This is a genomic window from Candidatus Sulfotelmatobacter sp. (assembly GCA_036500765.1).
Taxonomy (GTDB): Bacteria; Acidobacteriota; Terriglobia; order Terriglobales; family Acidobacteriaceae; genus Sulfotelmatobacter.
In genome coordinates, this window is record DASYBM010000015.1 from 114,819 (window position 1) to 137,154 (window position 22,336).

16 protein-coding genes are annotated in these 22,336 nt (G+C 58.1%); 9 read left to right on the top strand and 7 right to left on the bottom strand.

Annotated elements, in window-relative coordinates:
* Window positions 1-139 precede the first annotated feature (139 nt).
* The 4 genes from VGM18_16510 to VGM18_16525 all read right to left on the bottom strand — a co-directional run bounded on the left by VGM18_16510 (window position 140) and on the right by VGM18_16525 (window position 3,690).
* Complete coding sequence (locus VGM18_16510; protein ID HEY3974609.1) at window positions 140-1,066, bottom strand: sugar phosphate isomerase/epimerase; 927 nt, start codon at window positions 1,064-1,066, stop codon at window positions 140-142.
* Between the two features lie 248 nt (window positions 1,067-1,314).
* Entirely contained in the window at window positions 1,315-1,854 is a 540-nt protein-coding gene (locus VGM18_16515; protein HEY3974610.1) for a BON domain-containing protein, read from the bottom strand.
* 279 nt (window positions 1,855-2,133) lie between these two features.
* Window positions 2,134-2,823: a hypothetical protein gene (locus VGM18_16520; GenBank protein ID HEY3974611.1), complete on the bottom strand. Its 690-nt coding sequence runs from the start codon at window positions 2,821-2,823 to the stop codon at window positions 2,134-2,136.
* Between the two features lie 204 nt (window positions 2,824-3,027).
* Window positions 3,028-3,690: an HAD-IA family hydrolase gene (locus VGM18_16525; GenBank protein ID HEY3974612.1), complete on the bottom strand. Its 663-nt coding sequence runs from the start codon at window positions 3,688-3,690 to the stop codon at window positions 3,028-3,030.
* Between the two features lie 144 nt (window positions 3,691-3,834).
* Between VGM18_16525 and VGM18_16530 the strand changes: the two genes are divergently transcribed.
* The 4 genes from VGM18_16530 (at window position 3,835) to VGM18_16545 (ending at window position 8,918) form a co-directional block, all read left to right on the top strand.
* Window positions 3,835-4,296 carry a hypothetical protein gene (locus VGM18_16530; protein ID HEY3974613.1) on the top strand — a complete coding sequence of 154 codons (462 nt, stop codon included), beginning with the start codon at window positions 3,835-3,837 and terminating at the stop codon, window positions 4,294-4,296.
* A gap of 171 nt (window positions 4,297-4,467) precedes the next feature.
* Window positions 4,468-5,451: an acyloxyacyl hydrolase gene (locus VGM18_16535; GenBank protein ID HEY3974614.1), complete on the top strand. Its 984-nt coding sequence runs from the start codon at window positions 4,468-4,470 to the stop codon at window positions 5,449-5,451.
* A 191-nt stretch (window positions 5,452-5,642) separates the two neighbouring features.
* Window positions 5,643-7,772 carry a protein kinase gene (locus VGM18_16540; GenBank protein HEY3974615.1) on the top strand — a complete coding sequence of 710 codons (2,130 nt, stop codon included), beginning with the start codon at window positions 5,643-5,645 and terminating at the stop codon, window positions 7,770-7,772.
* Between the two features lie 606 nt (window positions 7,773-8,378).
* Complete coding sequence (locus VGM18_16545; GenBank protein HEY3974616.1) at window positions 8,379-8,918, top strand: hypothetical protein; 540 nt, start codon at window positions 8,379-8,381, stop codon at window positions 8,916-8,918.
* A 325-nt stretch (window positions 8,919-9,243) separates the two neighbouring features.
* Here VGM18_16545 and VGM18_16550 read toward each other — a convergent pair whose 3' ends face one another.
* On the bottom strand, window positions 9,244-11,193 hold the full coding sequence (locus VGM18_16550) for an enterotoxin (GenBank protein HEY3974617.1): 1,950 nt from the start codon (window positions 11,191-11,193) through the stop codon (window positions 9,244-9,246).
* Window positions 11,194-11,550: 357 nt separating this feature from the next.
* Here VGM18_16550 and VGM18_16555 point away from each other — a divergent pair, with 357 nt between their 5' ends.
* Window positions 11,551-15,261 (top strand): carboxypeptidase regulatory-like domain-containing protein, encoded by a 3,711-nt coding sequence (locus tag VGM18_16555; GenBank protein ID HEY3974618.1) that lies wholly within the window; start codon window positions 11,551-11,553, stop codon window positions 15,259-15,261.
* Window positions 15,262-15,306: 45 nt separating this feature from the next.
* Window positions 15,307-17,241 carry a hypothetical protein gene (locus VGM18_16560; GenBank protein ID HEY3974619.1) on the top strand — a complete coding sequence of 645 codons (1,935 nt, stop codon included), beginning with the start codon at window positions 15,307-15,309 and terminating at the stop codon, window positions 17,239-17,241.
* A gap of 164 nt (window positions 17,242-17,405) precedes the next feature.
* Here the strand turns inward: VGM18_16560 and glpK are convergent, their stop codons facing one another.
* Complete coding sequence (glpK, locus tag VGM18_16565) at window positions 17,406-18,893, bottom strand: glycerol kinase GlpK (protein ID HEY3974620.1); 1,488 nt, start codon at window positions 18,891-18,893, stop codon at window positions 17,406-17,408.
* A gap of 53 nt (window positions 18,894-18,946) precedes the next feature.
* On the bottom strand, window positions 18,947-19,723 hold the full coding sequence (locus VGM18_16570; GenBank protein ID HEY3974621.1) for an MIP/aquaporin family protein: 777 nt from the start codon (window positions 19,721-19,723) through the stop codon (window positions 18,947-18,949).
* A 166-nt stretch (window positions 19,724-19,889) separates the two neighbouring features.
* Between VGM18_16570 and VGM18_16575 the strand changes: the two genes are divergently transcribed.
* Genes VGM18_16575 through argB form a run of 3 tightly spaced genes read left to right on the top strand, consistent with a single transcriptional unit; the run spans window position 19,890 to window position 22,195 of the window.
* Window positions 19,890-20,336, top strand: a complete 447-nt coding sequence (locus VGM18_16575; GenBank protein ID HEY3974622.1) for an ArgR family transcriptional regulator — start codon at window positions 19,890-19,892, stop codon at window positions 20,334-20,336.
* A gap of 15 nt (window positions 20,337-20,351) precedes the next feature.
* Window positions 20,352-21,413, top strand: coding sequence for an N-acetyl-gamma-glutamyl-phosphate reductase (gene argC, locus VGM18_16580; protein ID HEY3974623.1), 1,062 nt, complete (start codon window positions 20,352-20,354; stop codon window positions 21,411-21,413).
* Window positions 21,410-22,195, top strand: a complete 786-nt coding sequence (gene argB / locus VGM18_16585) for an acetylglutamate kinase (GenBank protein ID HEY3974624.1) — start codon at window positions 21,410-21,412, stop codon at window positions 22,193-22,195. Before argC ends, argB begins: the two co-directional genes overlap by 4 nt.
* Window positions 22,196-22,336 lie beyond the last annotated feature (141 nt).

Consider the following 22,336-nt stretch of genomic DNA (forward strand, 5'->3'; position numbering starts at 1 on the left):
CCTTTCTGCTAATGAGCTTCTGCTTTCATGCGGAAGTCGTCGGTCTTCGGTCGTCGGTCTTCGGTCGCCGGTCTTCGGTCGCCGGTCTTCGGTCCTTCGATTGATGGCGGAGGATCGACGGCCGACGACCGACGACCGCTTACCAGCGCAGCTTCTCGAGATACTGGTAGCTGGTGGCGATGCTCTCGAAGGGCATCTTGGGATGATCGTGTTCGACGATATAGATTTTGATGCCGGCTCCGGCCTTATCGGCGCCTTGGAACAGGGCCTTCCAGTTGATGAGTCCGCTGCCTACTTCGGTCAGGTCGACGGTGTCGCCGAAATTCTGCGGACCGCCGGTGGTGATCGCCGGCATTTTTTTCAAGTCTTTAACGTGAACCAGGGGGAATCTTCCGGGATACATCTTGAAATACTTGATGGGATCGGCGCCGGCCGCGGTGATCCAGCACAAATCCATTTCCATTTTGACCAGGTTCGCATCGCAATCTTTCAGCAATACGTCGTAGGGACGCACGCCATTGGTAGAAAGAAATTCGAACCAGTGATTGTGATAGGCGAACTGGATGCCGGCCTGTTTGCACTGCTCGCCGCAGCGGTTGAATTTCTCCGAGGCTTGCTTCCAGATGTCGGGAGACTTGCGCAGTTCCTCGGGAATCCAGGGGTTGACAATGTAGTTCATGCCGATCGCTTTCGAGGTTTCGATAACCGCAGGGAACTTGTCGTCGAGCTCGTCGTATTGGACGTGAGTCGAGGGCGCGGTGAGACCGACTTTGTCGAGCGAAGCGCGAACCTGCTGGGAGGTGCGGCCGAAGTATCCGGCGAACTCGACTTCTTTGTAGCCGATTTTTGCGACCTTGGCGAGGGTGCCGTCAAAATCGTCCTTCATGGCATCGCGCACGCTGTAGAGTTGCACGCCAACGTGTTCGGCCCTGTGCTCGCCCGCAGCCCAGCCCAGATGGCTGGTCAGCAAAGTGGCGGCGGTGACGGTGCCTGCGGTTTCGAGAAAAGTGCGGCGATTCATACCCTGCTGATCCCTGCCCTGCTCATTGCCTTCGTGCTTTTTCATGAAGCTTACCCTCTGGAACGCTCGTCTGGGAGCGGGAGTCGAGTCCGGGAGCATTATACGCAGATTGCGGGAGAATGGGACAACTGCCGAGCGAGGGGTTGGGGGAAAAGAAAAACCCATCGAGCTGCGCTCGACGGACAGCCGAGGGCGGCTGTCCCCACATAAGACCAAGAATCAGACCTCGGACCTCAGACGTGAGTCGGTTGGCCGACGACTGACGACCGACGGCCGAAGTCTGAGGTCCGTGATTACGGCTTTACGACTTGCAGATTGTTAGTGACGGAGAAGGCGCCGGACACAGTATTGGCGCGAAGGCCGACGAGATTCTTGTCGGCTTCGCTGTCCACTACGCCTTCCAGAGTCACGTGGCCGCTCTTAACGATGATACGGATTGGTTTTTGCACGCCGAGTTCGTACCTCTGTAAAGCCGGATAACCGTAGATGGCACGGAACAGTCGCATGCGGAGGCGATCATCCATCGGGGATGGAGGAAGAACCTCAATTTGATTGTCGACCTTCTCGACACCTTCAATGTGTTTGACGGCGTTTTCGGCGTCAGACTTGGTAACGGGCCTGACCACCGAACCGAGCAGGGTGACGTTGCCACCGTCCACTTTGAAGGCAATGTAGTCGAAGACGCCAAAGTAGGGGAGCATCATGAGTTCGTGGCGAACTTCTTTGACGATGCGGTCCTGAGACTTGGCAGAGGGTTGTTGAGTGTCCTGGGCGGTGCCCAGAGTAAGTAAAGCGAGCAGTACGGCAAACAAAACCGGAAGCCTGTATCGCATTTGGTCTCTCCTTGCGGACGAAATTCCCGGATTTGGGGAAAGTCTAACCCAGGGGAGTGTTGCTTTGCGATACAACGAATGACGTATGCGGGTGAGAGTAGCGGCGCAGTTCGCCGGTGCGGGGTACGGGGCCTGGAGAAAGCGCCGCCACCCGCACCGGGTTCGGGGTATGTCTGCTGCCGGTGTTTCGATCTTTGTTCGTTGTTCGTTGGTCGTCGGTCGTCGGTCGTCGGCCGTTGGTCGTTGGTCGATCGACCTTCCGTTGTTCGATCTCGGCGCTTAGGCCGTGACGTTGACGCTGCTGCTTTGCGCTGTGCTGCCGGCGGTGCTGGCGGCGTTGTTCAATAGATTCAGGACAATTTGCTGGTTGCTGTTCTGATTCAGGTTGAGGGTGAACTGCTCGGGGCTTTGGTTTTGCCCATTGTTCACGCCGATGGTGACTTGCTCGGAGCCATTGGCGCCATTGCTGACGCCGATCGTGATCTGCTCACCCGGCGTGACGTCGCCGAGGTTCAGGACGATTTCGTTTCCCGCGCCGGACGCGGTCGAAGTTGCAGGCGTCGAGGTGGAGGTCGCATCCGCAGTGGAGGCGGCGCTGAGGTTGACTACGACCGAGGGTGTGACTGGGGCCGATCCTCCGGCCGCGCTTGGCGGATCGGCGGTGCGTTGGTTTTGGAACGTGCTTCTCAGTTGAACCAGCGCCTGTTTCGCGCCCGCCAGGTCTCCGTTTTGCAGGGCCTGACCAATGGCATTGAAATCCGCCTGGCGCTGGTTGATTTTGAATGAATCTCCATTGGCGAATGGGCCGTTCTGCCCCAGGTTCGAGATGGCACCGAATTCCTGCGTGGCCGCAGTCAGGTCCCCATTCTGTAGCGCCTGGCCAAGTTGCTGCAGGTCGGAGGCGCGCTGCTGAAAGTACTGTTGCGAGTCCTTGTAAATCAAATTTGAGGAAACCGCTGCTGTTGACATAAGTCTCTCCTAAGATGTGGGTCCCTTGAACGGAAGTCGTAGAACCTCTTGCCGTCCTGAACTTGATCGGCAGAGATGGGGAAAGCTTTACCAGGAAGTTCGCGTGGATCTCTCACCGACGCTGTCGATGAGCAGGCTTCGCCTGAGGAAGGGTTCCGCTTGAGATGACGCCCGGACGTGCGTTAGCTCAGTAGGAATGGAGGATTAGAGAAGAGTTAGGTTCAAGCCTGCTGGATCCGAGACCGCCGAGGTTACACGGATATCGGCGCAATTGTTGGCGATCCAGTCGGCGCCGGCTTCTTGCAGCGGGGTTTCGTGGACCGTGGTTGTGAAGGCGATCACTCTTGCTCCCGCGGCTTTACCCGAGCGGACCCCGGCGGGGGCGTCTTCGAAGACAATGCATTCTGTCGAATCGAATCCGAGAAGGGATGCGCCTTTGAGATAGGGCTCGGGGTGTGGTTTGCCGTGGGTAATGTCGTTGGAGGTAATGAACTTCATGGGAAGCGGCAGCCCTGCGGCGCGGAGGCGAACTTCGGCCAGCGCGCGGGTGCACGAAGTGACGATGGTCCAACGGTCGGCAGGAAGGCTGGCGAGCAATGCGAGCGCTCCGGGCAGGGGGACGACGCCCTCGAGGTCTGCGATTTCGCGGCGCTCCACCTCGCGATTCTCGGCGTCGTGATCGGCGTGCGGGAGATATTCGCGGACGGTCGTGAGACTGGGGCGGCCGTGGGCGCTGGCGACGACTTGTTCGGGGTCGAATCCGCGCTCGATGGCCCAGCGCCGCCACACGCGGGCGACCGCCGGAGTTGAGTCAATCAGGACTCCATCCATGTCGAACAAGAGAGCGGCGCAGTGAATTCGGGTCATAGTTTACTGATATAGCCATATTACGGTTTACCGGTCATAGCTTACATTTTTCTGGGTTCCTGCATCTGACGCTTTGGGGATGTTGACAGTTCCGTTCGCTCCGTTCGCTCCGTTCGGAAGTAATTGGAAATGGGGGAGAATGAAGTGTCGCGAGGGTCCGTAGGTTTCCTGCGCTTCTTAGGCTATGTCGCGAAGTTTTCCGGCGGGTGTGCGCGTTTTAAGAAGATCCGGGCGAAGGGGTTACTGCGTGCATTGAGCCCAGTTGGGGCGGGCTTGCTGTCACTCAGTTGCGGTTCGGGTCATGCGATCCTTCTGGTGAGCGCTCCGGCAAATGTGGTGGCCGATTCGCCCTTTAACGTTACGGTGACCGCGATGTACCAGGGAAAGCGGGACACGATTATCGATGGGCCGATACACTTCACGACGAGCGACGCGGCCGCGCAGCTTCCCACTCTTTACGTGTTTACCGCGGCTGACGCCGGCTCCCATACTTTTACTGGCCTCACGCTGGTGACCCCCGGCAATCAAACCATCACCGTGTCCGATTATGACGCGACTCCGATTGCGGGAAGCGCGAACGTTGTGGTTTCTGGCGCGGCCCAGTGACGACGGAAGCCGTTGCCGGCAATAGCGATTCCAGCCAACAAATAGAAGTCCTATCGCATCGGAATGCTTTTGGTGGGCATTGTTCGACATTTCGGCGCACTAAGGAAAGAACCCGCAATTGGGCCGGCAGACAGAGATTCCGTTCCACAACGTTTGAAAGAAAAAAGGCCAATGAGACGGCTTGCGGGAAACGCATGCTCTGCGCTCTTGCCCATTCAGAAAGAACGGCAGAAAATCATTTGGTCCCTGGTGTTGCTCTCGGCCAGCATCACTTTGGTTGCACCTTCGGCAGAAGCCCGGGGTTGCGGCTACACGCCGGCGAATTCCGGCAGCGCCGAAATAAATAACTCGCGCGCCTCGTGCCATCCTGCGTGCGAGTGCGAAACGATCGCAGTGGGGCGAGACTCCGGGTCGGATAGCATGGGCCGGCTGGGCTGCGATCGGCAGGAGAACGCCCCGCCCGCGCCGAGTTCGCCGCCGGAAGCGGGCGGCCAACAGGCGGCAAATTCGAGTCGACTGGAGAAAAAACTCCGGCACTCCCAATTGCCCGATTTCAACCGGGAAATTTATTACCGCAATAAGCTCGAATTCTCTCTGGACGCAGGATGGCTGCCCATCAATATTCCATTTCCACTGGACTTTCTCGAGGGCGCTCCTTATGTGCTTTATCCGCTTCGCTACACGCTGGTGCCGGTTGTGGCATCTCTGCGCTGGCACGTGGATGGGGTGGGAAGTCCATTCATTCTGCGGGGCAATTGGGACGTTACTTTCAGCGGGTCGTATACCGCGATTCCGAAAGGCGCGGAGACGCGATATTTTTCCTATGACATGGGCATTCGCCGGAATTTTGTTCCGCGCAATTGGCGCGCCACGCCGTACGTCGATCTCCGGTTCGGCCTGGGCCTGATCGATGCGAAGGGACCGCTCGGCGTGTACTATGCGCAAGGTCAAGACTACACTTTCACTTGCAACATGGGAGCCGGAGCGCGCTATAACTTCAATTCCCGCTATGCCATTTCCGCGGGCCTGAATTGGATGCACATCTCCAATGCGAATTTATCCGCGCCGCTGTACTCGAACTACGGCATCAACGTCTACGGGCCGATGTTTGGGATCGATATGCGTCTCGGTGGACCTCGGCGACATGCTGAATGATTCTTTCGGCTGCGTACTGCCGAAACGAACGGACACCGCTTCGTTTCTTGGGTAGTGGTACAGTTTGGCTTACGCGCAGAGCCGGTCAAGCGGGAGATCCTTCGCTTCGCCTGAAGAACGGCTCCGCTTGATTGGATAACGACGTTGGATGACATCATAGTCTAGAAAGCTAAAGAATCGGTTGACGCTTTATGCCCCTCGCGGACGGTAGTCGCCTAGGCATCTACGAAATTCACGCTCCCATCGGCGCCGGTGGCATGGGAGAGGTGTACCGCGCGACTGACACCAGGCTGGGGCGTGAGATTGCGGTCAAGATTCTTCCCGGCGAGATGGCGCAAGATGCGGATCGGCTGGCGCGTTTCCATCGCGAGGCGCGGGCCGTGGCCGCTCTCAATCATCCCAATGTGGTGACGCTGTACTCGGTGGAGGAGTGCGACGGCGTGCACTTTCTCACCATGGAACTGGTCGAAGGCCTGTCGCTGGACCGGCGCATTGCCGGAGGCGGCCTGCCGGTCGAGCAGATCATCGCAATCGCGGGCGCGCTGGCCGAAGCGCTGGCGGCGGCGCATGAGAAAGGGATTGTGCATCGCGACCTGAAACCGGCCAACGTAATGGTGACGAACGATGGCCGCGTCAAGGTGCTGGATTTTGGGTTGGCGAAAGATGTCGGGGCGGAATCCTCGACCGACGCCACATTGACTTCGGCCGGGCGAACGGAAGTCGGCATGGTGATGGGGACGCCAGGTTACATGTCGCCGGAACAGGTTTCCGGACGCGCGCTTGACCATCGCACCGATATTTTTTCCTTGGGCGTGGTGCTGCACGAGATGGCGACGGGCCGGCGGCCATTCGCCGGGACTTCTTCGGCGGAACTGGTAACTTCGATCCTGCGCGATAATCCGCCGCTCGTCACCGATACCCGGGCCGAGTTGCCTAACGATTTGGCCCGAGTAATCCGGCGTTGCCTGGAAAAGGATCCTCGCCACCGGGTACAGACGGCGCGCGATGTGAGCAATGAATTTCGCGACCTGGCGCAACTGGCATCCCGGCCCAAGCCCGATCCCGTCTCGGCTTCGCGGCCTGTAAGCGCAAACGATTCTGGGGCGGCTCGAGCTGACGAAGGTTTTTGGGTAGCTGTGCTGCCGTTCAAATATGGCGGCTCCAATCCCGATGTGGCGGCCCTCGCCGAAGGCGTGACGGAAGAGATTGTCACCGGCCTCGCGCGCTTCGCCTACCTGCGGGTGATCGCGCACAGTTCGGCCTTGCGCTACGCCCAGGGTGCTGTGGATGTCCGGTCGGCGGGCAAGGATCTGGGGGCACGGTATGTAATGGAAGGGAGCCTGCGCCAGGCCGGCTCAAGGCTGCGCATCGCCGTGCAGTTGGTCGACGCAGTCTCCGGCGCTCATCTGTGGGCTGAGACCTACGATCGTCCTTACCAGGCCGAAGCCGTCTTCGAGCTGCAAGACGAGGTTGTGCCCAAGATCGTCTCCACGGTCGCGGACACCCAAGGCGTTCTGCCGCACAGCATGGGCGAAGCGCTGCGGACGAAGGACGTCAGTCAGCTGAGTCCATACGAGGCGGTGCTTTGCGCTTTCTCTTACCTCCACCGGGTCAGTCCAGAAGACCACGCCAAAGCGCGTGAGGGATTGGAGCGGGCGGTGAAGCAGGCGCCGGGATATGCACCCGCCTGGGCGATGCTCGCGATCGTTACCCGGGAAGAGTACAACCACGGTTTCAACACCCGACCCGATCCTCTGGGACGAGCGTTCGCGGCAGCACGGAGCGCGACGGAGGCCGCGCCCTCGAATCATCTGGCGCATCACGCGCTCGCCTCGGTGCTGTTCTTCCAGCGCGAGTTGCAGGCTTTCCACACCGAGGCGCAGCGCGCAATTGCACTCAATCCGATGGACGGATTCACGTTCGCTTATCTGGGCATGCTGACTGCTTTTGCCGGCGAGTGGGAACGCGGTTGTGCCTGGTCGGAGAAGGCGCGGAACCTCAACCCACATCATCCCGGCTGGTATTGGTTCCCGCCTGTGTTCGATGCTTATCGAAAAGGCGACTATCGCGGTGCGCTGGAGATTGCTCAGAACATCAACCTGCCCAGCTTCTGGCGTACCAATCTCGTGTTGGCGGTAATCTACGGGCAACTGGGCGAGGCGGAGCCGGCGCGCAAAGCCCTGCGGGCCTTGCTGGCCGCGCGTCCCGAATTCGCGGCGGCGCGCGAAGAGTGCGCCAAGTGGTGGCAGCCGGAAATGGTGGAGAAGTTGATCGACGGCCTGCGCAAAGCAGGGCTGGAAATTCCCGGCGGCAATTCCTGAATTATCTAAAAACGTAGTCGTTGTTCGGCGATTGCGGTCAATTCGATTCGCCGGATGCGAGGTACTCCCCACCGCGCATCTCGGGGGTGATATCCAAGGTTCGACAAGGCGACCCCGATCCCGATCACATCAGCACCAGTTTCGTTGAATGGCAGAACCTAATCATGAGAATGCAGATGCGCCGATCCACCCGGCTCACGAATGCGTTCAGCAAGAAACTGTCGCATCTGAAAGCCGCTGTGGGACTGCATTTTCGCATGGTATAATTTTTGTAGAGTACACAAAACATTGCGTGTAACCTCGGCGATGGAGTCTGGAATCGCGGATCACGTATGGGGACTTTCGGAACTCCTCACTGCAAACGAGCTAGCATAAAAATTGACAAAACCTGTCGAACTTCTCCTTGCTTCCCGGAATGGGAGTGATATACCATTCCGGCGAGTACGAAAGTAAACCCCAAATACCTGTTTTGGAATCTAAATTGCTTATACGGTTACCGAAGTACACGCCCGGCTTTTGGTTACCGGGGTTATGTCGGTGATGTTGAACCATCGGCCAACTGATCGCAAAATCAGTTTGCGCCGATAGATTTGTTTCGGAGAGTGGATGGGCACCTTGACAGCACCTGCCGTCGAACTAAAAGAGCACCCGATAATGGTGACCGTCCAGGATTCCATATCTGGAAACGGCTTCCACGCACGCATTACCTTATCTGCTGGACGAGCATTAATGAAGGAAGAGCACGGCAAGTGGTGGATGTACGGGGTGCGTCCTGCCGGGATCGCTGCCTCTGGCGAGAACATCGAGGATGCATTCCTGCGCTTCCGAAGTGCGTACAAGGAAATCCTATTCGACATAGCACAGGAAAGCGCGAGCTTCCAACAGTTCGAGGAAGAGGTAGAGCGTTTTTTCAACGAGAACGACGCCGACAACGAGGATGAGCGACTGTGGGAGAAGGCGTTGGCGACCGTCCGCACGACTGCGTGCTCTCCGCCCGCTCCGTTCGCTAATTTGCCGCGATTGTCGCCGGAGAACCACCCGTCTTTCATCAAGGTGGAGCGGTTGGATGCAGGGGCAAATGTGCGCCTCACGCCCAGCGAGAATGTAGCTGATACCTACGCCTACTCATTCCCTAAAGCCGCCTAATGCATGTCAGCATCCGCCAGTTTCAGTGACATTCAGCGGATGCTGACAACCTGCGCTCCCGGCCACACCATACGACGGACAACGCATGGTCGCTGCGTATCGTATGGAAGCCTCGTATACCGTGACTTGCCGAAGTTCGACACCATCGAAGTGGGGCACGTCAAAAAGATGGCCCGCCATTTTGGGATTTACGATTGCGCGAAAAAATTCCTGAACATCTGCTAGGGGAATGCCGAAGGTTCGGCACCTTGCCGACATGTAGTCACCGGTCGAGTTCCTTGCCTGTGGAAAAGTCATCAACGCACTGTTAGGACACTACCGATTATCAGTTCCAGAACGGCGACATCTCCAGCGTGAGCACTTCGAATGGCCTCAGATGAAACGTGTGCCGTTCCTGCGTCGAAATAGCAATTGACTTGGCGGTGACATTTTTCCACGGGCTGCTTGCCTTGAACGCGCGCGCGGAATTCGCCGGCAATTCGAGCAGCGTCGCCAAAGGCGCAGTGAAATCCTGCGGCTGATCGCTGGGATTGCGCAGCGTGATGATCGCCTTCTCGCGCGACACGCTTTCCCGCACCTTGCTCTCCTTTGACCATGCGCCCCAGCCATAAACTTCCAGACGCGCGGGATCGCCGCCGATCCAGTGCGTGTCTTTGAGAACGCTTGCATTGTCGCGCGACCATTTGGCGGCTTCTGCCAGAACATCCCAGTCGTCGGCGGAGAGCAGCGACGGAGTAATGTACATCTCCTGCAACTGGGTGCCGGTGCCGAAGTAGGAGTGCACTTCGTCGGCAAAATCGTGGCCGGGATCGTCGCCGAGGCGTTCGGCATAACGCGCGTAGATGAGGCCGTGCAGCATGAGCGAATTGATGGGGAACAGTGGGCCGTCCTCGACTATCCAGCGATAGGTTTGCGAGTCGCGATAGGTGATCCAGCGCTGGCGGCTGGTGCCGACGCCGGCGAAGCTGTGGTCGTCGCCGCCGCGCCAGATGGAATCGGCATTGAGCAGCCAGAATGGAGATGCATAGGTTCCGGTTGTGAGGTTGATATAGAGATCGGGCTTCTTCGCGCGCAGTTCGCCGATCAGATGGATAGCGGCATCGAAGTCGCTGTCGAACTCGCTGCCTTTGATGACCTCGTTCGCATTTCCGGTGCCATCGAATTTGAACTGATTCACGCCATATTTCGCGATCATATCGAGGCAGGTGTCGCGGAAATAGCGATAGTATTTCGGCCCGGATAAGGCGAGGCCGCCTTCGTTGGTTTCGAATGCCTGGGCACGAGCGGAGATCAGGCGCTGCTCCTTCGGCTTGTCGTACCCGCCCCAGGGCGAGAGCCAAATGCCGGGCGCAGCGCCGAAAGACGCCGCGGTCTGTGTCACCTTCGTCAGGCCATCGGGGAAACCGGGGTTGAACTTCCATAGGGTGGTGGGATCGTCCCAGCCATCGTCGAACATGAAGCTGTCGAGTTTTACTCCGCGTCGCTTGGTGAGTTGCTCTCCGAAACTTTCCACGACAGCGACTGCCTGCTGCTCGTTGTAGCGGTCGAAATATCCCAGGTCGTACCAGGAGTTGTAATGCAGAAAGGTGCGGTAGGGATGAGCGCGCTCCAGTTCGATGTAGTGTAGAAAGTCACGGCGCATCTGGGTCGGGTGAGCAACGCCAATCACCGACGAATAGGTGAAGTCGCGGCCCGGCTGCAAGGGAAGCTCGCGGGAGAGCCAGCAGGTAGCGCGGTCGGCGCGGACGCGACAGTCGGACAAAGGGTGTTCGAATCCGACGAACCATGTGCCGGCAGTTACGGGCGATCCCTTGACGTGGCCAGAGACAACCGCACCCGGCAAAACAAAATCGAGGAGGCCGATCTGGGTGATCGCCACCGGTTGGTGCAGGATGCGGATGTTAATCTCCTGGCGAAGATAGTTGGCGCCATCGCGCAGGATGGCCTTCCAGATGACTCGGAGGTTGCCGGAGGAATCTTCGAGCACGACGCGGAGTTCGCGGCCGGTCAACTGATCGGCGGCTTTCGGCGATCGCGGCGCGGGGGAAATGTTCCGCAATACGGGCGCAGCCACAATTTTGAAATCGGAGGAATGCAGCGCGGCACCCTCTTTGGGCACCAACTCAAACACGTTGCCGCCGAGATTCAAGTGCGCTGTCGTGTAACGATTGGTCAGGCTCACAGGGCGCAGGATGCCGTCGCGAACGGACCAGGCAGCCGAGATGGCATCGTTGGAAAGGGTGATGGTGCCGTCCTTCATTCCTCTGGGTGTCATTCCGTCAGGCGCGGAACGAGAAGATTGAGCTGGGGCAAAATTCGCCAGGATCGTCAGCAGCAAGGCGCAGTAAAAGTAAAGAAGATTAAGACGTGGCATATTAGGTGGAAAAAATTCCTCGTTCGACGATAGACCGCCAAACAGACTAAGGGAGGAACGGCGCGTGAAACAAGAAGAAAGGCTCGTAAACCGGCGCGTGAGGGGGCCGCACATCGGGCAGAACCGCAGAAAACCATCGCTTGATTTGTATTTTTGAACGCGTTTAATTTCGCTGCGATTTGACTTGACTTTCCCCATAAACGAAAGTAATAGTTTTGACTCGCAATAATATGAAAGTCGCCTTGCTGGAGGCTAGCTATGCGTGTCTGCCTTAGCGGTTGGAATTTCGTCGCATTCCTCATTGTGTTATTGCTCTCGGCGAACGCATTTGGCCAAGGCAGTTATCGGGCGCAGATTCGCGGCGTGGTGACGGACCAATCGGGGGCGGTGATGACCAAGGCGACCGTTACGCTTACGAATGACGGCACCAACATTTCGCAGACGGCGCCGACCAATGAGCATGGAGAATATTTTCTGTCGGAATTGCGGCCGTCGGTATACACCATCAAGGCGCAGGCAGCGGGTTTCCAGATCGCGGAGAAGAAAAACGTGGTGCTGCAAGTGGATCAACAGACCACGGTTGATTTTGTGCTGCATCCGTTGAGCGTCAGCCAGACCATGGAAATAACGGAAACTGCTCCGTTGCTCGATACTGAAAGCGCGACCCTGGGGACGGATATCACCAGTGAATACGTGAAGGAAATCCCGCTGATGAACCGCAACTACTTTGGTCTGACGTTTCTGGCGGCGGGCGTGACCGAAGTGAGCGGGTCGGGCACTTCGGATAACTATCCATCCGGAACTAATTTCACTTCGAACGGGCAGCGCAATGCGACGGCCGAGGTACGGCTGGATGGCGCCCTGATCAGCGCGCCGGAACAGGGCGAGGGCGGGAATTCCAACGTTTACTACGAGCCGCTGGTGGAGAGCATGCAAGAGTTCAAGGTCGAGAACAACAGCTTCTCGGCCGAGTTCGGCAACAACGGCGGCACCGTCCTAAATATGGTTATGAAGAGCGGAACTAACGCCTTCCACGGCAGTGGGTGGTATTTCCTGCAACGCCCGCAGATGGATGCGCGCGATTTCTTCAACCCGGAACCGAATCCCAAACCTGACGTCCGGCGTGACCAGGGCGGCTTTTCTCTCGGCGGGCCGATCGTGAAAGGCAGGACGTTCTTTTTTGTGGACTTTGAAAAAGTCCATTACTCCAGCGCGGTTAGCGGGGTGGTCACCGTACCCACCATGGCGGAGCGAACCGGCGACTTCTCGAACTTGACCAATAACATTTACGATCCGACCGCCGGACTTCCGTGCGCGGGAGGGACGAGGCCGCAGGTGGGATACGACTGCAACGGCAATGTCACTGGGACACCTAATGTAATTCCACAAAACGAACAGGATCCCATCGGAATGGCGGTGCTCAATCTTTATCCCCAACCGACCAACGGGAACGAATTCAACAATTACAACTACACGACTACAACCCAGTCACCGGACTATCAGTTCGATATTAAGGTGGACCACCAGATCAACGACCGCAACCGTATCAGCGGCCGCTACAGCCGGGGATCGAGCAACTTCACGAGCCCGCTCAGTCTAGGGGATGGATTCGATAATGGGGGATACGCCACCAGCCCGGTGGTGGCGCAAAACGGCTCGCTCGAATATACGTGGACGGTTAACCCGCGAATCGTGTGGACGAGTCACGTATCGGTGGACCGGGTGCACCAACTATCGACCACCAATATCCCCACTATCTCCAGTTTTAACGCTTCCCTGTCAAGCGGAACTACGGGATTGCCGCCCGTATACCAGCAAGCCAACGGACTGGATCGGATGCCGACGTTTTTGATGCAGGGGAATCTGCCCTGGACCAATCTCTACGATCAGTGCTGCATCAACACGAGCTTTGCCCACACGCTGGTGAGCTACTCGTCCCAACTGGTGATTTCCAAAGGATCGCACCTCATTAAAATCGGGGGAGAACAGAGAATTTTCTACAACAATTTCTGGCAACCGAACTATCCGACCGGGTTCTTGACGTTTACGGATAACGTCACATCTCCGACTCCGAACAATGACGTTGATTCCTTTGGAAATACCAGCGGCAATCCCTATGCCAGCCTGGCGTTTGGTTACGGGGACAATGTGAACGCCTCGAGTCAGCTGGTGGTGACTCCGTCGGTGGCCAACCGGTCGTTAGAGACGGGATTTTATGTTCAGGATGACTGGAAGGTGAGCCCGAAATTCACGGTCAATCTCGGGCTGCGTTATCAGTGGAGTTCGCCTTACACCTCGCGCGGCAACCAGATCGAGTTCAGCAATTTTACCGCCGACAGCGGCGTGAATCTCGATACGAGCAGCGTCCAGGCGGCACTGCAATCGGTGGGGTTAAATTATCCGTCGTCCACGGAGTTGCTCGGTACAACGCAGTTCCCTACTTCCAGCATGAGGACGGTTCCAACCTACCGCAAAGATGTTGGGCCTCGACTGGGTTTCGCTTACCAGCTTGATGAGAAGACGGTGGTCCGCGGCGGAGCTGGCATTTATTTTGGAATGAGCCCGGCGACAAATTTCCAATATCCCGGCTCCGCGTTTCGCAAGACCGCCAACTTTTTTTTCACCAACGACAATTTTGACACGCAGTCCGCAACTCTCGAGAATCCATTTCCTGCCGGTTTTACCGGACCGCAGGGCAAGCAGTACGGGCAGTTTGCCAACTGGGGTTACCAGAACCCGAACGATCTAGGCACGACGGCGGCGCGGGACGCCGAGATTTATCAGTGGAATGTGGGGATCCAGCGCTTGCTCCCCAGCCAGATCGTGCTCGGCGTGGATTATTCCGCCAATCGCAGCGCTCATCTTCCCTGGTCGGGAACGAACAACCGAGACTACATCCCATCGGCTCTGCTGGCGCAGATTACGGCGGCCGTGACACCCACCGACTCGACGTGCTCGGCTGATAGTTGCGTGAGTAACTTTCTTCAAAGCCAGGTCGCCAACCCTTTTTATGGCATGTTCAACGCCGGATGCGTGCCCAGCGCGACTAACCCCTGCTTCAACGAACCCAATTCGAACTATGGGCAGTCGACGCTGCCGCTGGCATATCTGATCAGTAAGTATCCGCAATTCGCTCAGGACTTCGAAGGCTTGATGCTGGAGTCAGCCAGCTCCTGGTACAACGCGGTACAGATTCGCTTTCAGAAGCGGACGACGCACCACATCAGTTTCGAGGGCAGTTACACGATATCGAAGGCGACCGACGATTCCTCGGCGGGCCGGAACAACTGGGTGGGAGCGCTGGGCGCCGGCATTCCACAACAACTGGACAACCTGGGTGCCGAACGCAGCATAAGCGCCAATGACACCCCGCAGCGGCTCGCGGCCGCCGTAGTTGTCGATCTGCCGATCGGGCGCAAACAATGGATTGGCGGCGACATGAATCGTGTGCTGGATGGCGTGATCGGCGGTTGGTCGATCGCGACGCTGATTACAGAACAGTCGGGACAGCCCATGGCCCTCGCCATGTCGAACGCTCGTCTGGCCAACGGCACGCAACGCCCTGAAGTCATCTGCCCCCAACTTAAAACCGGCGTCAGCATGCACACTGTGGCGTTGCAATGGGAAAACGTGGGTGGGGGGACGAGCACGCCTACCTTTTTGAACCCGAACTGCTTTGCCGATCCTGGCGACCAGGTTCCAGGCAATGCTCCGCGCTATTTTTCCGGGCTGCGCGTCGATGGCATTCACAACATGGATCTGAATCTTTACAAGTCGTTTGTGCCGAAGGAAGGGATGCGGCTGGAGGTGAGGGCGGAGATATTCAACCTGCTCAATCACCCGCGTTTCGCGCAGCCGAATTCGTCCGTCGGCGACGGTCTATTCGGGACGATTACCGGCGATACCGTAAACGGAACGGTTCTCGAAACGCCGCGGTTTTTCCAGTTTGGATTGCGGTTTGAGTTCTAAAAGGTCAGCTGGTGCGTTGGCCTGGCTCTTCCAATTGATTCTGTTATGAGATTTCGACCGGCGCTATTCGGTTTGTTGGCGTGTGCGGCGTGCGGGCTGGCGCTGCTCGCACAGAATATCCCCGCCCAGGATGATTCGATCCCTCAGGACTGGACCAACTACGTCCGCATCGGCGCCTACGGGTTGAAAGGCGGTGATGCGCAGCAGATCGTGCGGCGCGCGCAGGAAAGCGGGGTGTTCGGGATTGAAGTGGACAACGATATTCCCGGGCGTTATGAGAGTTTTCTGCATCCCGAAGAAAAATTGAAGGCGATCCGCGAAGTTGCCGAGGCGGCGCACACCGCCGGCAACTACGCTTTTGTCTACATTGCGGGGACGGAGTGCATTACCGCACACGCCGATCAGACTCCGCATACTTTATTCAAAGATCATCCGGACTGGCTGCAACGCAACATCTCGGGCACGCCTGCCATTTTCGGCGGCGGGACCGCCTTCTGGATCAGAAAGGGCGACGAGGATGTTTGGGTGAGTCCTTATGCGCCGGAGTGGCGGAAAACTTACATGGAACGGGTTAGGCAGATCGCGGCGACGGGGATTGACGGCATCTACGTGGACATTCCCTATTGGATGACGCACTTCGACGGCTGGGAAAATACGTGGGCCAGCTTTGATGACTACACCGTGGCGGCGTTTAAGCGGCAGACCGGGCTGGATGCGAAGCACGATGTGAAGCTGGGGGATTTTTCCGATCCCGCGTTCCGCAAGTGGATCGAGTTCAGGATTCAGACCTTCACGGATTTCATGGCGGAGATTGACCATACGGCGAAGGCGGTAAATCCGAAGATCAAGACGATTCCGGAGATTTATCCGGGGATTGAAGAAGAAGCGGCGCGGGTGGGCGCCGACGTTTACAGCCTGTATGCGGTGGTGGACGCGATTGCGCACGAATACGAATTCGGCAGCGGCGATCACATGGCTTCGTCGCGGACGCCGCTCGACTGGTTCCGCTATCAGGTGGGCATGCATTCGTTTCGCGCGTTTGCGCAGGGAAAGGCGACGTGGATTTTGAATTACTCGTGGGACGGCGACAAGAAGGTGGATGCCCGCGAAGCGATGAAAAATCTGGCGATGTCGCAGATCATGGCAGGGGCCAATTTCTGGGACGCGCCGGGACATTCCATGGCGGGATCGAACGATCTGCCGACCCAGAGGGAAATCTTTTCGTGGATTCAGGCGCACGAGAAGACATTTTATTTGCCTCGGTCGCCGGTGGATCCGATTGGAGTTTACTTCTCGCCGGAGACGCGGAATTTTTATGCGAAGGATTTTATTGCCTCGTATCGTGGAATCTTGATTTTGCTGATGCAGAAGCATCTTGAATTTCAGATTGTGACGCCGCGGACGCTGGCGGATTTTCACGGCAAGACGCTGGTTTTACCCGACGTGCGCGTGCTCGGAGAGACCGAGAAGAAGTGGTTGCAGGATTTCGCGGGGCAGGGGAAGACGCTGGTAATTACGGGAACGGATGCGACTGGATTGAGTAGCGCGGATGGATCTAGTTCAAAAAATATCATCCGGTTTCCAGCATGTCCCGGCCGGGCCTACAACGCTTCGCTAGAAAAAGATTTTGAAAGCGCGTCGCCGGATTCTCAGCGGGACTTTTTCGACAGCTTGCAGGGTGGAAGCGCGGTGAAGATTAAAGCTGGGCCGCAGGTAGCGACGTCGATTGCCCGCACCTCCGACGGCCACATCAACTGTTTCTTTGCCAACTTTAGCGGGCTGCGAGGAGGGTCGAATCCTGTGCAGGCGCCGGAAACCGGCGTGGAAGTCAGCGTCGAATCGAAGGGTGAGGGCAAGGGATTTTTTCTACCGTTTCTTGGCGAGGTGCAGACGGTTAAGGGGACGCGTCACGGAGATGCAGTAAGTTTCGCGCTGCCGCCGATTACGAAGGGCGCTGTGTTTTGGTATGAAGCGGAGTAGCGCCGCCATCCGTTCGGATTCGTTCAGCACGCATTGGCGGCGAACGCCGCTCGAACTTCTCGCGAAAGAATCGGGGCACCCATGCCAGGATCTTTTGAGATTCACTTGCTTACGGCGCGGCAGGCGGGTCGCCCGCCGGACAGCCGCCGGGACGGCGGCGCTACTTACGAACTCGACTCCCAGTTCTTCGATCTCGCGACGGCTTCGTTCCAACGGTTGCGCAGTATGCGCGCCTGGGACGTTGGCAGTTGCGGTTCGAAGCGACGATCTTGGGTCGCGGCGGTATTGAGATCCTCGGGCTTCCAGAAGCCGACCGCCAGGCCGGCTAAGTATGCGGCGCCGAGCGCCGTGGTTTCGGTCACAGCCGGACGAACGACGGGCACGCCGAGAATGTCGGACTGAAATTGCATCAGGCTGTTATTGGCCGCGGCGCCTCCGTCGACGCGAAGTTCCGGCACAGCGTCACCGGAATCGAGATGGATGGCGTCGAGCAGATCGGCAACTTGATAAGCGATGCTCTCCAGCGCAGCGCGGGCCAAGTGTGCGGCCGTGGTTCCGCGCGTGAGTCCAAAGATGGAGCCGCGCGCATAAGAATCCCAATGCGGCGCGCCCAAGCCTACGAAGGCAGGCACAAAATAGATACCGCCATTGTCGGGCACCGACATGGCAAGCGCCTCGACGTCTTCCGAGCGGCGAATCAGGGCCAGGCCATCGCGCAGCCACTGCACGACCGCGCCGCCCACAAAGACGCTGCCTTCGAGCGCGTACTCGGTGACATCTCCGATTTTCCACGCAACCGTAGTAACCAGACGATTCGATGACGGCACCGCCCGGCGCCCGGTGTTCTGTAGCAGAAAGCAACCTGTGCCGTAGGTATTTTTGGTAAGGCCGGGACGGACACATCGTTGTCCAAACAGCGCCGACTGCTGGTCGCCGGCAATGCCGGCCAGAGGAATTTTCTCCAGGCCGGTTACGCTGGTCTCGCCGTAGATTTCGCTGGAGGCGTGCACAGACGGCATCATCGAAATGGGAATTTGAAACAAATCGAGCAATTCGCGATCCCAGGCGCCGGTATGAATATTGAAGAGCATGGTGCGCGAGGCGTTGCTGGCGTCGGTGACGTGAAGACGTCCCCGGGTGAGCTTCCAGAAGAGCCAGGTGTCGACGGTGCCGAAGGCAAGCTTGCCCGATTCGGCCAGACTACGCGCACCGGGGACGTTCTGTAAGATCCAGGAAATTTTACTGGCGGAAAAATAGGAATCGATCAGCAACCCGGTGCGCTGCTGGATCAGCGGGCCGTGGCCCTGGCTGCGCAGGCGCTCGCAGAAATCGGCGGTGCGACGATCCTGCCAGACGATCGCGTTGTACACAGGAATGCCGGTCTCGCGATTCCAGACGATCGTGGTTTCGCGCTGGTTAGTGACGCCGATGGCTGCGACATCGTTGGCGTGCGCGCCCGTTTGCGCCAGAACCTTGAGAGCAACCTCGATTTGGGAGGATGCGATCTCGTCGGGATTGTGCTCGACCCATCCGGGCTGCGGAAAGATTTGAGCAAATTCCCGTTGCGCGACCGAGCGCACTGAGCCTTGCCGATCGAACAATAAAGCTCGCGAACTGGTTGTGCCTTGATCGAGCGCTAAGACAAATTGCACCGAAATTCCTCTCTCGTCGTATGCTTCGACTGCGGTTGGCGCGAACGAGCATTTTACTGGGGCCGCAAGAAACGCCGAATGCCGAGATCGTAGACGGCGGCTCCGGCCAAGCCTCCGAGTAGCGGGGCGACGACGGGAATCCACCACACGCGGGTTCCGTCGGTGAGGCCGTTGTTCCGAAACCCGGCAAACACCGTGAAGAGCCGAGGGCCGAAATCGCGCGCGGGATTGATGGCATAGCCATGCATGCCGCCAAAACTCATGCCGATCGCAACCACGACCAGACCGATCATTAATGGAGCAAGATTCGCGCCGGGCGGCACGTTGAATTCGTCGGTGATCGCGAAGATCAGAAGGACCAGCAGGCCGGTACCGATGAATTGATCGAGAAAACCCGCTTGCGGCATGGCGGGGAAGGCTGGAAATGTAGTGAAGACTCCGGCGGTATGGTCCAGGTTCGGATCGACCTGGTGAAAGGCGGGATTGTAATTGGCGAAAACGAGCGCAGCGGCGACGAAAGCTCCCACGGTTTGAGCGATGCAATAGGGCAGCACTTTGCGCCAGGGAAACCCGCGAAAAACCGCGAGCGCGAGCGTTACCGCGGGATTCAGGTGCGCTCCTGAAATCTTGCCTGCGATGTAAATGCCCATGGTCACGGCGAGGCCCCAACCGAGAGTGATGTTGGTGAAGCCGCCGTGGATGGTCTCACCGGGAATATTGGTCGGGAAGAGCACGACCATAGCGACGACTCCGATGCCGAAGAGCATCAGCACAAAGGCGCCGAGGAACTCGGCGATCAACTCCGCCATCAGCGTCGGCTTCGATTTCATTCGTTCTCCGGTGCGGCATAGCGCTTGCGATGGCGCGAGCCGACCGCGAAGCAGTCTATCAGGGAAAGTGGCTCCTAAAGTAACTCCGGACCGGATTTTCCCTTGACATCTGGGAGCAGGGCCGTAAGATAGAAACATATTTATGCATTAGCATGAATACTTATTCATGATGAATAAAACACTGCGGCAACGGGCGGTTCTGGAGGTGCTGAAGCACGGGTCCATCGCCAGCCAGGACGATCTGCAAAGGCTCCTGCGCAAGCGCGGGTTCAAGGTCGGGCAGGCTACTTTGTCGCGCGACATTCGCGATCTGAATCTGAGCAAGACGCCGCAAGGTTATGCGCTGCCTCATGGCGACAATTCCGCGGGTCTGGCGCTGCCTCCGGTGTCGCGGCTAGTGCGGGAATTTGTACTCGACATTCGGTCGGCGCAGAACCAGCTCGTGATCAAAACTATTGTCGGCAGCGCGCAACCGGTGGCCGCGGCTCTGGATGAAGCGGACTGGAGCGAAGTAGTTGGGACGATCGCCGGCGACGACACGATCCTGATCGTGTGTCCCGACAGAGACGATGCCCGAAAGCTGGCGGGGCGACTTGAGGAAATGCTGGGCTGAGACTGGCGAAGACTGATGTTGGCAAAGACGATGACGGCAAAGTTCAAAACCGCAGTGCTGGGCGCGACCGGGTATTCCGGGGTGGAGCTGACGCGCATTCTTGTGCGTCATCCACGGCTGGAGAAACCGGTATTGCTTCGTCGGCCTGGCAGCGACGGCAGCGTGCCGGATTTGGCCGAGGTATTTCCGGCTCTTTCCGGAAATGGCGGCTATCCCTTGCATTCGCTCTCGTGGTCCAAGCTCAAACAACATGGAGTGGAACTGTTATTTCTGGCGACGCCGCACGAGGCGTCGCGCGAATTGGTGCCGCAGGCGCTCGCGCAGGGACTGCGAGTAATCGACTTGAGCGGCGCATGGCGGTTGAAGCAGGAGCAGCATCGCGCGATCTACAACTTTCAGGACGCGGATGCGGTGACGGCTGCGGAACTCACGGAGGAAGCGGTGTACGGGTTGCCGGAATTAAATGGCGATCGCGTTGGGAATGCCACGCTGGTGGCTAATCCCGGATGCTATGCCACATCTGTGATCCTGGCATTGGCGCCGCTGCTTAAGGCTGGAGTGGTGGATCGCAGTCGCGGAATCGTATCCGATTCGAAGTCTGGAGTCTCGGGAGCAGGTAAGGAACCTTCCGCGCAGACGCACTTCGTATCGGTGGCTGACAATCTGTCCGCCTACTCGGTTTTCAGTCATCGGCACGTTGGAGAAATCGTCGAGCAACTCGCACTAGGTCCGGCGGAATTGATTTTTACTCCGCACTTGCTTCCGATTCCACGCGGCATTCTGTCGACGATTTATTTGCATCTGAATCGGGAGATGACACCGCTGGAAGTCGAATCGTGCTTTCGCAATTTTTATTCGGGCAAGCGATGGGTACGGGTTTTTCAAACGCCGAAGCTGCCGCAGGTGCAGTTTTGTCTCCACACAAACTACTGCGATCTGGGGTTTTGTCTGGCGGAAGACGGAAGGCGGTTGGTGTTGATTTCGTGCATCGACAATCTTTTGAAAGGTGCCGCCGGACAAGCCGTGCAGAATATGAACCTGATGTATGGATGGGGGGAAGACGAGGGACTGCAATGACAATCGTGATCAAAATTGGAGGAGCGGCGCTCGAGGATGCGGCCACACTGCGCAAATGCGCGCGCGCGATTGCGGAACTCGCGCAGGATGGTCACCGCGTGGTTGTGGTTCACGGCGGCGGCAGCGCGCTCACGCGGGTTCTGAAGCAACTGGGAAAGCAAAGTGAATTCATCGGCGGGTTGCGCGTGACCGATGCTGAGACGCGCGATGTCGCGCTGATGGTGCTGGGCGGAATGGTGAACAAGAAAGTCGTGGCGGCGATTCAGGCGGCGGGAATGCCGGCGGTGGGATTCTGCGGCGGCGACGGTATGACATTTCGTGCGCGGCGAAAACAGATTCGCGGCAACGATCTGGGATTTGTCGGCGAGATCTGTTTCGCGGAGCCGTGCTGGATCGAAGCGTTATGGCAGCAGGGAGGAATTCCGGTTCTCGCTTCGCTGGCGCTGGGAGCGGACGGCGAGTATTACAACGTGAATGCGGATGAGATGGCGGCGGCGTGCGCGGCGGCCTGCCATGCCAACGCGCTGATTTTTCTCACTGATGTGCCGGGAGTGAAAGACGCCGAAGGCAGCGTGATTCCGTGGCTGAATACGAAACAGGCACAGGATCTGGCCGACGGATCGGTCGTCAGCGGCGGCATGTTGCCCAAACTGGAGGCCTGCCGCCAGGCGTTGAAGCAGGGAGTGGGCCGGGTGCGGATATTGCCTGCGGCGGAAGCGGAGACGCTGCCGCAGTTCTATCTCACGAAATTGAATTGCGGCACCGAGGTCACCTGCGCGTGAACGCGAGGGATGCTGCAGTTCGGCTTACGCGCGAGGCAGGTTCCGGCCGGAGATCCTTCGCTCCGCCTGAAAAACGGCTGCGCTCAGGATGACAGACGCAGTTTAGGAAGTCACACAGCAGCGAACGCGGAAATGGAGTTT